The following is a 12,726-nucleotide window of genomic DNA, read 5'->3' as shown; positions in this document are numbered from 1 at the left end:
CTACGAGAGCAGCGCAGCGAGCGGGATGAACTGCACCATGTCGCCCGCCTTGAAGGGCTGGCCCGCCGGCGTGTCGATCAGGCCGTCGCCCCAGACCATCGAGGTCAGCACGCCGGAGCTCTGGTTCGAGAACAACTCGAGCCCGCCGGCGGCATTGCGGCGCGCACGCAGGAACTCGCGCCGGCGGTCGGCGCGCGGCCAGTCGAAATCGGCGCGCATCGCGACCGCCTGCGGCGCCACGCGGCTGGCGCCTTGCAGCGTCAGCAGAAAGGGCCGCACGAGCAGCAGGAAGGTGAGGAAGCTCGACACCGGATTGCCCGGCAGCCCCGTGAGGTGCGTATCGCCGATGCGGCCGTACGCGAAGGGCTTGCCCGGCTTCATCGAAAGCGACCAGAGATCGAGCTGGCCCAGGTGCTGGACGGCGGCCTTGATGTGGTCTTCCTCGCCGACCGAGACGCCACCCGTGGTGATGATGAGGTCGCTGCCGAGCGCTGCGTCGCGCAGCGCCTCGATGGTCGCCTCGCGCCGGTCCGGCACGATGCCGAGATCGTTGACCTCGCAGCCCAGGCGCCGGAGCAGCGCCCGCATGAAGAAGCGGTTGGAGTTGTAGATCGAGCCCGGCTTCATCGCCTCGGGCGCCACCTCGCCGGGCATCACGAGTTCGTCGCCGGTCGACAGCAGCGCGACGCGCGGCCGCTTGGCGACCTGCAGCCGGTCGAGCCCGACGCTCGCGGCGAGGCCGAGTCCGGCCGGTGTGAGACGCTCGCCGCGCGACAGCACGACATCGCCTGCTGCCACGTCCTCGCCGGCGCGGCGGATCCATTGGCCGGGCGCCGGCGCGATCTCGATGCGCACGCGGCCCAGGCTGCCGTCCTCGGACAGTGCGGCCGTTTCCTCCTGCATCACGACCGCATCGGCGCCCTCGGGGACCGGCGCGCCGGTGAAGATGCGCGCCGCCGTGCCGGCCGCGAGCACCGTGCCCACGCTGCCGGCCGGGATGCGCTGCGCCACGCGCAGCACCGCGCCGGCCGCGGCGCAATCGGCGGTGCGCACGGCGTAGCCATCCATCGCGCTGTTGTCGCGCGGCGGCACCGTGAGCGCGGATACCACGTCCTGCGCCAGCACGCGGCCGTCGGCCTCGAAGGTGGAGACGCCCTCGCTGCCGACGCGCGGCGTGGCGAAGGCGAGCAGCCGCGCGAGCGCTTCGTCCAGCGGCATCAGGGGAGGACGGGGAGAAGAAGACTTGTCAGCCATGGGACTTCACCTTGTAGTCGAAACGCGGGGCGTTCAGCAGCAGCCAGGCCGCGATGCCATCGATGTCGTCGAGGTCAAACACGGGCAAGGCGGTCGGCGTGGGCAGATGCTGCGGCGTGTCGGTGGCGATGCCGGCGATGAACGGATCCTCGCCATAGCGCGCGGGCCGCGGCGCCTCGCCTTCCGCGGGCAGACGCCAGACCTCGATCTTGAACAGGTCGGCGTGCTTGAAGCCTTCGACCAGCACCCAGTCGACGCCAGGGTCGAGTTCGGCGATGAGCTCGCGCACGCCGAGTTGCGCCGGCTGCTCGAACTCGCGCATCAGCGCGAGGCGGCGGTCCGAGGCGACGACCACCTCGAAGGCGCCGGCCTCGCGATGGCGGTAGGTGTCCTTGCCCGGATGGTCGATGTCGAAGTTGTGGTGCGCGTGCTTGACCACCGAGACGCGCTGGCCGTGCCGCCTGAGCACGGGGATCAGGCGCTCGACCAGCGTCGTCTTGCCTGCGCCCGAGAAGCCGGCAAAGCCGATGACGTTCATGCCTGGCCTGCCGGATCAGTCGTCGCAGTGCTGTGCGATGTAGGCCTTGACTGCCTCGGCGTCCGGCGGCAGCTTGACGACGCGCTTGGGCAGCGCTTCGATGCCTTCGAAACGCGCCGGGCGCTCGGGTTCGCGCCCGAGGGCCTCGACGATGGTCGCCGCGAACTTGATCGGCAGCGCGGTCTCGAGCACGACCATCGGCACGCCCGGCGTCAGGTGCTCGCGTGCGGCCTTGAGGCCATCGGCGGTGTGGGTGTCGATCAGCGTCGCGAAGCGCCGGTCGGTGTCGCGGATCGTCGCCAGGCGGTCGGCATGCGTGCTGCGGCCGCTGCGAAAGCCGAAGCGCGTCGCGGCCTGCGCAAAGAGCGGATCGGCGCCGAGATCGAAGCGCGCGCTGCGGCCGAGTTCGCCCTCGAACAGCGCGCGCGTCTTCGCGGCGTCGCGGCCCAGCAGATCGAACACGAAGCGCTCGAAGTTGCTGGCCTTGGAGATGTCCATCGACGGGCTGGAGGTCTCGTGCGTGTCGGCGGCCGCGCGCACACGGTAGACGCCGGTGCGGAAGAACTCGTCGAGCACGTCGTTCTCGTTGGTCGCCACCACCAGCGTGTGGATCGGCAGGCCCATCATGCGCGCGACATGGCCGGCACAGACGTTGCCGAAGTTGCCCGAAGGCACGGCGAAGCTGGCCTTGGCATCGTTGCCGCTCGTGGCCTGGAAATAGCCCGCGAAGTAGTAGACGACCTGCGCCAGCAGCCGCGCCCAGTTGATCGAATTGACGGTGCCGATGCGGTACTTGCGCTTGAAGCCGAGATCGTTCGACACCGCCTTGACGATGTCCTGGCAGTCGTCGAACACGCCGGCGATCGCGAGGTTGTGGATGTTCGCGTCCTGCAGGCTGAACATCTGGGCCTGCTGGAACGGGCTCATGCGGCCGTCGGGCGAGGTCATGAAGACGCGCACGCCCTTCTTGCCGCGCATCGCGTACTCGGCCGCGCTGCCGGTGTCGCCGCTGGTCGCGCCGAGGATGTTGAGCGCCTCGCCGCGGCGCGCGAGTTCGTACTCGAACAAGTTGCCCAGCAGCTGCATCGCCATGTCCTTGAAGGCGAGCGTCGGGCCGTTGGACAGGGCTTCGAGGTAGACGCCGTCTTCCAGCTCGCGCAGCGGCACGATCTCGGCCGAACCGAACACCTCGGCGGTGTAGGTCTTCGCGCACAGCGCCTTGAGGTCGGCCGCGGGAATGTCGTCGATGTAGAGCGAGAGGATCTCGAAGGCCAGTTCGGCGTAAGGCAGGCCGCGCCACTTGGCCAGCATGGCGGCATCGACCGCCGGGTAGCGCTCGGGCAGGTAGAGGCCGCCGTCGGGTGCGAGCCCTTCCAGCAGGATCTCGCAGAAATGCCGGCGATCGGGATGGCCGCGCGTGGACAGGTAGCGCATCAGGACAGCTCTTCCTTGCGGATCCGCACGATCGGCGCCAGCACGGAGGGCAGCGCCTGCAGTTCGGCGAGCACGTCGTCGAGCGTGCCCTCGCGCGTGTCGTGCGTGAGGATAATGAGGTCGGTCTGCGTCGAGCCTTCGCCGCCGACTTCGTCGGCTTCGCGCTGCAGCACGGCGTCGATGCTGATGCCCGCCGTGGCCAGCAGGCCGGTCACCTTGGCCAGCACGCCGGCCTGGTCGGCCACGCGCAGGCGCAGGTAGTAGCTGGTGACGACCTCGGCCATCGGCAACACCTGCAGGTCGCTCATCGCGTCGGGATGGAAGGCCAGGTGCGGCACGCGGTGCGCGGCATCGGCCGTGTGCAGGCGGGTGATGTCGACCAGGTCGGCGATCACTGCGCTGGCGGTGGGCTCGCTGCCCGCGCCCTTGCCGTAGTAGAGCGTGGTGCCGACGGCATCGCCGTTGACCACGACCGCGTTCATCGCACCCTCGACATTCGCGAGCAGCCGCTTGGCCGGCACCAGCGAGGGATGCACGCGCAACTCGATGCCCTGCGCCGTGCGCTTGGTGATGCCGAGCAGCTTGATGCGGTAGCCCAGCTGCTCGGCGTACTTGATGTCCTGCGCGGCGAGCTTGGTGATGCCTTCGACGTGCGCCTTGTCGAACTGCACCGGGATGCCGAACGCGATCGCGCTCATCAGCGTGACCTTGTGCGCGGCGTCGACGCCTTCGATGTCGAAGGTCGGGTCGGCTTCGGCATAGCCCAGGCGCTGCGCCTCCTTCAGCACGGTGCCGAAGTCCAGGCCCTTGTCGCGCATCTCGGACAGGATGAAGTTGGTGGTGCCGTTGATGATCCCGGCGATCCACTGGATGCTGTTGGCCGTGAGCCCTTCGCGCAGCGCCTTGATGATCGGAATGCCGCCGGCCACGGCGGCTTCGAAGGCCACCATCACGCCCTTGGCATGCGCGGCCGCGAAGATCTCGGTGCCGTGCACCGCGAGCAGCGCCTTGTTGGCGGTGACCACGTGCTTGCCGGCCGCGATGGCCTCGAGCACCAGTTGCTTGGCGATGCCGTAGCCGCCGATCAGCTCGACCACGATGTCGATGTCGGGATCGGCGATCACGGCGCGCGCATCGCCGACCACCTGCACGCCCTCGCCGACCACGGCCCGGGCGCGCGCTTCGTCGAGGTCGGCGACCATGGTGATCTCGATGCCGCGGCCCGCGCGGCGCTTGATTTCTTCCTGATTGCGCTGGAGCACCTTGAAGGTGCCGCTTCCGACCGTGCCGATGCCGAGCAGGCCAACTTGGATGGGTTTCATTCGATTCGTCTCTGGAGCAGGGGGAGCAGGAAAGTCGTGGCAGGCCGGCGTCAGGCCATGCGGGTGCGGTAGCGTTCGAGGAAGCCGGCGATGCGGCCGACCGCTTCGCGCAGGTCTTCCTCATGCGGCAGGAACACGATGCGGAAATGATCCGGCGTCGCCCAGTTGAAGCCGGTGCCCTGGACCAGCATGACCTTGGTCTCCTTCAACACGTCGAGGAAGAACTGCCGGTCGTCCTCGATCGGGTAGATCTTCGGATCGAGCTTCGGGAACATGTAGAGCGCGGCACTGGGCTTGACGCAGCTCACGCCGGGGATCGCGGTGATCAGCTCGTAGGCCAGGTCGCGCTGGTGGCGCAGGCGCCCGCCCGGGCCCACCAGGTCGTTGATGCTCTGGTAGCCGCCGAGCGCGGTCTGGATCGCCCACTGGCCCGGCACGTTGGGGCACAGGCGCATGTTCGAGAGCATGTTGAGCCCCTCGATGTAGTCCTGCGCGACCTTCTTGTCGCCCGACACCACGAGCCAGCCGGCGCGGTAGCCGCAGGAGCGGTAGCTCTTGGACAGCGAGTTGAAGGTGAGCGTGAGCACGTCCTTGGACAGGCTGCCGATGGCGGTGTGCCGGACGCCGTCGTAGAGCACTTTGTCGTAGACCTCGTCGGCGAGGATCACCAGCCCGTGCTCGCGCGCGATCGAAACGATGCCCTTGAGCAGGTCGTCGGAGTACAGCGCCCCCGTGGGATTGTTAGGGTTGATGACCACGATGCCCTTGGTGCGCGGCGTGATCTTGGCGCGGATGTCGTCGAGGCTCGGCATCCAGCCGTCGTCCTCGTCGCAGAGGTAATGCACGGGCTTGCCGCCCGACAGGCTGGTCACCGCGGTCCACAGCGGGTAGTCGGGCGCCGGCAGCAGCAGTTCGTCGCCGTCGTTGAGCAGCGCGTTGGTGGCCATCGCGATGAGTTCGCTGGCGCCGTTGCCGAGGTAGATGTCGTCGAGCGTCACGCCCGCGATGCCCTGCTTCTGCGTTTCGTGCATCACGGCCTTGCGCGCCGCGAAGATGCCCTTGCTGTCCGAATAGCCGGCCGAGCCCGGCAGGTTGCGGATCATGTCCTGCTGGACCTCTTCCGGCGCATCGAAGCCGAACACGGCGAGGTTGCCGATGTTGAGCTTGATGATCTTCTGGCCCTCTTCCTCCATCTGCTTGGCGGCGTCCATGATCGGGCCGCGGATGTCGTAGAGCACGTTGGCCAGCTTGGCCGATTTCTTGAGCGGTTTCAAAGTCCCTCCAAGGGGGTCTGCGCAGGGGAAAACCTATAATTTGACCACAGTTCCCCCGGTCTCCCGATGAAGCTTCAGCCCGACAAATCCGACGTTCAGACCCTCACAGCACATGGCCCCGGCTGGGTGGCCATCAACAACGAACGGGTCGAGGCCAGCGTCGTGGTCGGTTCGCGCGGCGAACGCTTCGCCTGGGACTGCAACAGCTTCGACGAACTCGGGCCCGAGCACTTCGAACGCCTCGCGTCCATGGGCGCCGAACTGATCATCTTCGGCAGCGGCGCGCGCATCCGCTTTCCCCAGGCGGCGTGGCTTCAGCCACTCATGGCGCAGCGTACGGGCGTCGAGACGATGGACACGCCCGCGGCCTGCCGCACCTACAACATCCTCGCGGGCGAAGGCCGGCATGTGGTCGCCGCCCTGCTGGTCGAGAGCCCGCCGAGTGGGCAATCGGGGGAGTAGTTGGCTTTTTCGGGGTAAAATCGCGGGTTGCAAACCGGCGGCCCGCCCTCAGTTAGCAACGACCAATCCTCCATGTTTTCGAGACGGCTCGGGCATGGACTCAAACGGAGAAAACAAGTTTCATGGCGATCGTTGTCAACAAACCCATTCCCGAATTCGACGCCAACGCCACCGGCGGCCTCAAGGTCTCGAACACCTCGCACCTCGGTCACGTGCTGGTGATGTACTTCTACCCCAAGGACAATACACCCGGCTGCACGACCGAAGCGATGCAATTCCGTGACCGTTACAAGGACTTCGTGAAGGCTGGCGCCACCGTGTTCGGCGTTTCGCGCGACAACATGAAGTCGCACGACGAATTCAAGGCCAAGCTCGAGCTTCCCTTCGAACTGATCGCCGACACCGAAGAAAAGATGTGTCACATGTTCGGCGTGGTCAAGAACAAGATCATGTACGGCAAAAAGGTCAAGGGCATCGAGCGCAGCACCTTCCTGATCGGCCCCGACGGCGTGCTCAAGGCCGAATGGCGCGGGCTCAAGGTGCCCGGTCACGTGGACGACGTGCTCAAGGCCGTGAAGGCGCTCAAGAAAGCGGCCTGATCCCCACCTTCGTGAGCTTTCGCGCGCTCGCGTCGGCGATCTGCAACACTGCTGCGATGTGTCACACGCGATGTGCATAATGGCTTCATGCCGTTGAGCTCCGCGACCGCATCCACCGAACAAAGCCGCCCTGGTCTTCAGGCGGCTTTTTCGCTTTCTGGCTTCTTCTTTTCTGCGAGCGAACCTACCCATGCCCTTGCCTCCCGCACCCACGAAGCGCGCCGCACTGCTTTCGCCGGACGCGCACGACGCGCCCGCCCGTTCCTCGCACGGCAGGAGCGGCCGGCGCTCGTCCGATCGACGACATGACGAGTCGGGATCGAACGGACCGCAGCCGCTCGAGCTCTTCGATCGCCACGCCACGGAAGGTGGCGGGATCGTCGAGGCGCCGCCTCCCGCGCAGTTGAAGGCGCCGGCCGCGCCGCAGCCTGCACCGCAGAACAACCGGGCCGAAGTCCGCCTCAGCACCCCGGTCCCTGCTGCGGCGCCTCAGGGGCAGCCGCGTCCCAAACGCGCGAAGCAGGTCGGCCCGGCCAAATTGTTCGTGCTCGACACCAACGTGCTGTTGCACGACCCGATGTGCCTGTTCCGCTTCGAGGAGCACGACATCTTCCTGCCGATGATCGTGCTGGAAGAACTCGACGGCCACAAGAAGGGGACGACCGAAGTCGCGCGCAACGGCCGCCAGACCAGCCGCACGCTCGACGCGCTCGCGGGCGCGCAGGGTGCCGACATCGCCAAGGGGCTCAAGCTCGACACGACCGGCCATCGCGAGGCCGGCGGCAAGCTGTTCTTCCAGACCTCGCCGCTCGACTATTCGCTGCCGACCAGCCTGCCGCAGGGCAAGGCCGACAACCAGATCCTGGGCGTGGTCCAGGCGCTGCGCGACCTCTACGCGCAGGACGCACCCGGCCGTCCGAAGCAGGAGGTGGTGCTGGTGTCGAAGGACATCAACATGCGCGTGAAGGCGCGCGCACTCGGCCTGGCTGCCGACGATTACCAGAACGACAAGACCCTCGAGGATGGCGATCTGCTCTACGCGGGCTCGCTCCCGCTGCCGGCTGATTTCTGGACGCGCCAGAGCAAGACGATCGAGAGCTGGCAGAGCGGCAGCAACACCTTCTACCGGATCAGCGGCCCGATCGTGCCGAATCTCTACATCAACCAGTTCGTCTACTTCGAGGCGGCCGGCGAACCCAGCATGTACGCGCGCGTGACCGAGATCCGCGACAAGACCGCGGTGCTCAAGACGCTCAAGGACTACGGTTCGGCCAAGAACGCCGTCTGGGGCGTCAACACGCGCAACCGCGAGCAGAACTTCGCGATGAACCTGCTGATGGATCCCGAGGTCGACTTCGTCACGCTGACCGGCACCGCCGGCACCGGCAAGACGCTGATGGCACTGGCGTCGGGCCTGACCCAGGTGCTCGACGACAGGCGCTACACCGAGATCATCATGACGCGCGCCACCGTGAGCGTGGGCGAGGACATCGGCTTCCTGCCGGGCACCGAGGAAGAAAAGATGGGCCCGTGGATGGGTGCGCTCGACGACAACCTCGAGTTCCTGGCCAAGGGCGACAGCGGTGGTGCGGGCGAATGGGGCCGCGCCGCGACCAACGAGCTGATCCGCAGCCGCATCAAGATCAAGAGCATGAACTTCATGCGCGGGCGCACCTTCCTCAACAAGTACGTGATCATCGACGAGGCACAGAACCTGACGCCCAAGCAGATGAAGACGCTGATCACGCGCGCCGGCCCGGGCACCAAGATCATCTGCATGGGCAACCTGGCGCAGATCGACACGCCTTACCTCACCGAAGGCTCGTCGGGGCTCACCTTCGCGGTCGACAAGTTCAAGGGCTGGCCGCATGGCGGGCACATCACGCTGGCACGCGGCGAACGGTCGCGGCTGGCGGACTTCGCGAGCGAAGTGCTTTAGCTCACCCCGGTCTTTCGCTCGCCCCCAGCCTCGCCCACTTCGTGTGGCTCTGCACCCCCTGCCGGGGGCAACACCGAGGGACCGGCGAAGCCGGTTCCCTGGTGTTTCACGCAGGGGCCGGCGCGGCGCGCGGCCATTGTTCTTGTCCTGCTGAAGGCTGCTGACACCACGTTGTCAGTAGTCGTCGCGCAGCATGAGGGCTTCACTCACCGAAGGAGAAGCCTCATGACTAGCGCCATCAACTGGTTCGAAATCCCGGTCGCCGATATGGATCGGGCTCAGGCCTTTTATGAAAAGGTCCTTGGACGGAAGCTCAAGCGCGAGGACTTCGGCGGCGAAGCACTGGCCGTGTTTCCGCACGACGAGCCAGCCATCGGCGGCTGCCTGATGGCTGGCGGCCACCGCGCCGCCGAGTCGGGCAGCGGCATCCGCATCTATCTGGACTGCATGCCGAGCATCGACGCCGTGCTGTCGCGCGTCGTCGCAGCGGGTGGGCAGATCGTCGCGCCGAAATCCGCACTGCCGGCGGAGATGGGTTTCATCGCCCACCTGCGCGACACTGAAGGCAACGAAGTCGGCCTGCACGCCCTGGCTTGAGGTCGCAACCATGACGACGAAGAAAGAGAGAAAGAAATGCAACCCCAGATCCAACGTCTCGAGCCCTTTCGCGTCGCCGGCCTGACGGCACGCACCGACAACCGCACGGAAGGCAATCTTCCGGTCGCACGGATCGGCATGCTCTGGGACCGCTTCTTCGACGAACGCGTCTACCAGAAGGTGCCGAACCGGACCTACGACATGCGGCTCTATGGCGTCTATTCGGACTACGAATCCGAAGCGCACGGCGCCTTCGCCGTCACCACCGGTGTCGCCGTCTCGGGCGGCCCGTCGGCCGTGCAAATCGATGGCGGGGACTACCTCGTCTTCACGGGCGAAGGGCAGATGCCCCAGATGGCGCTCGCGGTCTGGGAGGCAATCTGGCAGTATTTCGACGCGCACCCCGAAGTCAGGCGCCGCTACCGCAGCGACTTCGAGGCCTACAGCGGACCCGAGCAAGTTGCGATCTACATTGGCGTGATCCTGAATTGAGATGAAGCCCACCCCCAGCCTTGCCCACTTCGTGCGGCCCTGATGATTCGACCGCATGCGCCGCGCCGACCGCCTGTTCCAGATCGTCCAGCTCATTCGCGGGCGCCGGCTCACGACAGCGGCGTTCCTGGCGCAGCGTCTCGAAGTCTCGGAGCGCACGGTCTATCGCGACGTCGCCGACCTGCAGCGCCAGGGCGTGCCGGTCGAAGGCGAGGCCGGTGTGGGCTACAGGCTGGGCGCAGGCTTCGACTTGCCGCCGCTGATGTTCACGCAGGATGAGGCTTCGGCGCTGGTGGCGGCGGCACGGCTCGCGCAGAGCTGGGTCGACTCGGCAATGGCGCGCGACATGGAAACTGCGCTCGGCAAGATCCTGTCGGTGCTGCCGCTGGCGGCGCGTGCATCCGCCGAGAGCATCGCGCTGTATGCGCCCGCGCTCGTGCTCGACGAACGCACGCGCACGCGGCTGCAGACCTTGCGCGAAGCCGTGCAGTCGCACCACAAGTTGTCGATGGACTACCGCGACGTGGCCGGCGCCCCGAGCCAGCGCATCGTTCGGCCGCTCGGCTGCTTCTACTGGGGCAAGGTCTGGACCTTTTCGGCCTGGTGCGAGCTGCGAAGCGATTTTCGCGACTTCAGGCTCGACCGCATCGACGCCATCGAGGTGCTGCCCGAGCGCTTTCGCGACGAGCCCGGCAAGACGCTGGCCGAGATGCTCCGGCGCATGCAGGCCACCCCGCTGAAACCCGTACCGCTGCAGCCATAGCGCCATTGGCGCCCCGGGCCTTTGCTCAGTAATCGGCGCCGCCGCCCGCCAGGCTCTCGAACTTGGTGATCGGCTTCAGGAAGGCCAGCTTGACGGTACCGGTCGGCCCGTTGCGCTGCTTGCTGATGATCACTTCGGCGACGCCGGGCTCCTTGCTGTCCTTGTTGTAGTAGTCGTCGCGGTAGATGAACATGATCACGTCCGCGTCCTGTTCGATGGCGCCCGATTCGCGCAAATCGCTCATCATCGGACGCTTGTCGGTGCGCGACTCCACGCCGCGGCTGAGCTGGGACAGCGCGATCACCGGGCACTTCAGTTCCTTGGCCAGCATCTTGAGGCCGCGCGAGATCTCGCCGACGGCGGTTGCGCGGTTCTCGTCGTTCATGCTGGTCGACACGCTCATGAGCTGCAGGTAGTCGACCACGATCAGGCCGAGCTGTCCGCACTGCCGTGCGAGCCGGCGTGCATTGGCGCGCAGCTCGCTGGTGGTCAGGCCCGGTGTCTCGTCGATGTGCAGCGAGATGTTGCGCAGCTTCTCGATCGCCTCCGTGAGGCGCGGCCATTCCTCGTCGGTCAGCTTGCCGGTGCGCAGGTGGGTCTGATCGATGCGGCCGATCGAACCGACGATGCGCACCGCCAGCTGCGAGGCGCCCATTTCCATCGAGAACACCGCCACCGGCAGGCCTTCGTTGAGCGCCACGTGCTCGGCGATGTTGATCGCCAGCGCCGTCTTGCCCATCGACGGCCGCGCGGCCAGCACGATCATGTCGCCGGCCTGGAAACCCGAGGTCATGCGATCGAGATCGATGAAGCCGGTCGGCACACCCGTGATGTCGTTCGGGTTGTCGGCCATCTCGGTCACGCGGTCCAGCAGCTCGACCACCAGGGAATCCATGCCCTGGAAGCCCTGCTTCATGCGCGAGCCTTCCTCGCCGATGTTGAAGATCTTCTGCTCGGCCTCGTCCAGGATCTTGTCGACCGCCTTGCCCTGCGTGTTGAAGGCATTGGTCGCGATCTCGTCGCTCGCGCTCACCAGCTTGCGCAGGATGGAGCGCTCGCGCACGATCTCGGCATAGCGGCGGATGTTGCTCGCGCTCGGCACGTACTGCGCGAGCGAGTTCAGGTAGACCAGGCCGCCGATCTCCTCGGCCTTGCCCAGGTTCTGCAGTTGCTCGTAGACCGTGATGACGTCGGCGGGCTTGCTGGCGTTGATCAGCGTTCCGATCGCCGCGTAGATCAGCTTGTGTTCATGGCGGTAGAAATCGCTGTCCACCACCACGTCGCCCATGCGGTCCCAGGCGCCGTTGTCGAGCAAGAGGCCGCCGAGCACGCTCGACTCGGCCTCGATCGAATGCGGCGGGATGCGCAGTTGGGCGATCTGGCGATCGGCCGACGGGTCGTTGTCGGCATAGGAAAAGACAGCAGACATGAACTTCCTTGCAACCGCACATGCTAAGGCGCTGGGCGGGCCGCGTCACCTTGATAACGCTGTGGATAAACGGTGATTTTTCGGTGCAGCGCAGGGGACAACCCTGGCCGCCAAAAACAAAAGCCGCCCGCGGGCGGCTCTTGGCGTGAGCGCAATGCGCTTCGGACGATCAGGTGCTTTCGCCGTAGACCGTGACAGTGATCTCGACCAGCACGTCCGTGTGCAGCGCCACGGTGACAGTGCTGTCGCCGACGATCTTGATCGGACCGTTGGGCATGCGCACCTGCGACTTCGCGACCTTGTAGCCTTGCTTGCCGAGCTCTTCGGCGATGTCGTGGTTGGTGACCGAGCCGAACAGGCGGCCGTCGACGCCAGCCTTCTGCGTGAGCTTGACGACGGTGCCGCCGAGCTTTTCGCCCTGGGCTTGCGATTCGGCCAGCTTGGCAGCGGCTGCCTTTTCGAGCTCGACGCGCTTGGCTTCGAATTCGGCCTTGTTGGCCGCTGTGGCGCGGCGGGCGCGTCCGAACGGAATCAGGAAATTGCGGGCGTAGCCGTCCTTGACCTTGACAATCTCGCCGAGCACGCCGAGGTTGACGACCTTTTCCAGAAGAATGACTTGCATG

General features: G+C 66.4%; 13 protein-coding genes. 6 read left to right on the top strand and 7 right to left on the bottom strand.

Going from position 1 to position 12,726, the window contains the following annotated elements; all coding sequences use genetic code 11:
* From E5P2_RS08685 to E5P2_RS08665, 5 genes are read right to left on the bottom strand one after another with little or no spacing between them, the layout of a single operon-like run.
* A complete protein-coding gene (locus E5P2_RS08685) occupies positions 1 to 1,254 on the bottom strand; it encodes a molybdopterin molybdotransferase MoeA (protein ID WP_162566713.1) in 1,254 nt (417 codons plus the stop codon).
* Positions 1,247 to 1,792: a molybdopterin-guanine dinucleotide biosynthesis protein B gene (mobB, locus tag E5P2_RS08680; protein ID WP_162566712.1), complete on the bottom strand. Its 546-nt coding sequence runs from the start codon at positions 1,790 to 1,792 to the stop codon at positions 1,247 to 1,249. The genes E5P2_RS08685 and mobB overlap by 8 nt, the downstream gene beginning before the upstream one ends.
* Positions 1,793 to 1,807: 15 nt before the next feature.
* Positions 1,808 to 3,226: a threonine synthase gene (gene thrC / locus E5P2_RS08675; protein WP_162566711.1), complete on the bottom strand. Its 1,419-nt coding sequence runs from the start codon at positions 3,224 to 3,226 to the stop codon at positions 1,808 to 1,810.
* A complete protein-coding gene (locus tag E5P2_RS08670; RefSeq protein ID WP_162566710.1) occupies positions 3,226 to 4,548 on the bottom strand; it encodes a homoserine dehydrogenase in 1,323 nt (440 codons plus the stop codon). Before E5P2_RS08670 ends, thrC begins: the two co-directional genes overlap by 1 nt.
* A gap of 50 nt (positions 4,549 to 4,598) precedes the next feature.
* The gene (locus E5P2_RS08665) at positions 4,599 to 5,822 is read right to left on the bottom strand and encodes a pyridoxal phosphate-dependent aminotransferase (protein ID WP_162566709.1); all 1,224 of its coding nucleotides are present in this window, start codon (positions 5,820 to 5,822) and stop codon (positions 4,599 to 4,601) included.
* A gap of 66 nt (positions 5,823 to 5,888) precedes the next feature.
* On the opposite strand from E5P2_RS08665, the gene E5P2_RS08660 reads away from it, so the two are divergent.
* The 6 genes from E5P2_RS08660 (at position 5,889) to E5P2_RS08635 (ending at position 10,674) form a co-directional block, all read left to right on the top strand.
* The gene (locus E5P2_RS08660; RefSeq protein ID WP_162566708.1) at positions 5,889 to 6,284 is read left to right on the top strand and encodes an Mth938-like domain-containing protein; all 396 of its coding nucleotides are present in this window, start codon (positions 5,889 to 5,891) and stop codon (positions 6,282 to 6,284) included.
* Between the two features lie 122 nt (positions 6,285 to 6,406).
* Positions 6,407 to 6,883 (top strand): peroxiredoxin, encoded by a 477-nt coding sequence (locus tag E5P2_RS08655; protein ID WP_028253457.1) that lies wholly within the window; start codon positions 6,407 to 6,409, stop codon positions 6,881 to 6,883.
* A gap of 190 nt (positions 6,884 to 7,073) precedes the next feature.
* Positions 7,074 to 8,822 carry a PhoH family protein gene (locus tag E5P2_RS08650; protein WP_162566707.1) on the top strand — a complete coding sequence of 583 codons (1,749 nt, stop codon included), beginning with the start codon at positions 7,074 to 7,076 and terminating at the stop codon, positions 8,820 to 8,822.
* A gap of 225 nt (positions 8,823 to 9,047) precedes the next feature.
* Positions 9,048 to 9,419, top strand: coding sequence for a VOC family protein (locus E5P2_RS08645; protein WP_162566706.1), 372 nt, complete (start codon positions 9,048 to 9,050; stop codon positions 9,417 to 9,419).
* 36 nt (positions 9,420 to 9,455) lie between these two features.
* The gene (locus tag E5P2_RS08640; RefSeq protein ID WP_162566705.1) at positions 9,456 to 9,911 is read left to right on the top strand and encodes a GyrI-like domain-containing protein; all 456 of its coding nucleotides are present in this window, start codon (positions 9,456 to 9,458) and stop codon (positions 9,909 to 9,911) included.
* Between the two features lie 55 nt (positions 9,912 to 9,966).
* Entirely contained in the window at positions 9,967 to 10,674 is a 708-nt protein-coding gene (locus tag E5P2_RS08635) for a helix-turn-helix transcriptional regulator (RefSeq protein WP_162566704.1), read from the top strand.
* 25 nt (positions 10,675 to 10,699) lie between these two features.
* Here the strand turns inward: E5P2_RS08635 and dnaB are convergent, their stop codons facing one another.
* Together dnaB and rplI are read right to left on the bottom strand one after the other, a co-directional pair.
* Entirely contained in the window at positions 10,700 to 12,103 is a 1,404-nt protein-coding gene (gene dnaB / locus E5P2_RS08630; RefSeq protein WP_162566703.1) for a replicative DNA helicase, read from the bottom strand.
* 169 nt (positions 12,104 to 12,272) lie between these two features.
* Positions 12,273 to 12,725, bottom strand: a complete 453-nt coding sequence (gene rplI, locus E5P2_RS08625) for a 50S ribosomal protein L9 (protein WP_162566702.1) — start codon at positions 12,723 to 12,725, stop codon at positions 12,273 to 12,275.
* Position 12,726 lies beyond the last annotated feature (1 nt).

It is taken from the genome of Variovorax sp. SRS16, assembly GCF_901827165.1.
In the GTDB taxonomy this organism is placed as follows: Bacteria; Pseudomonadota; Gammaproteobacteria; order Burkholderiales; family Burkholderiaceae_C; genus Variovorax.
Note: the sequence above shows the minus strand (reverse complement) of the source record. Positions and strands in the feature narration are given on the sequence as shown.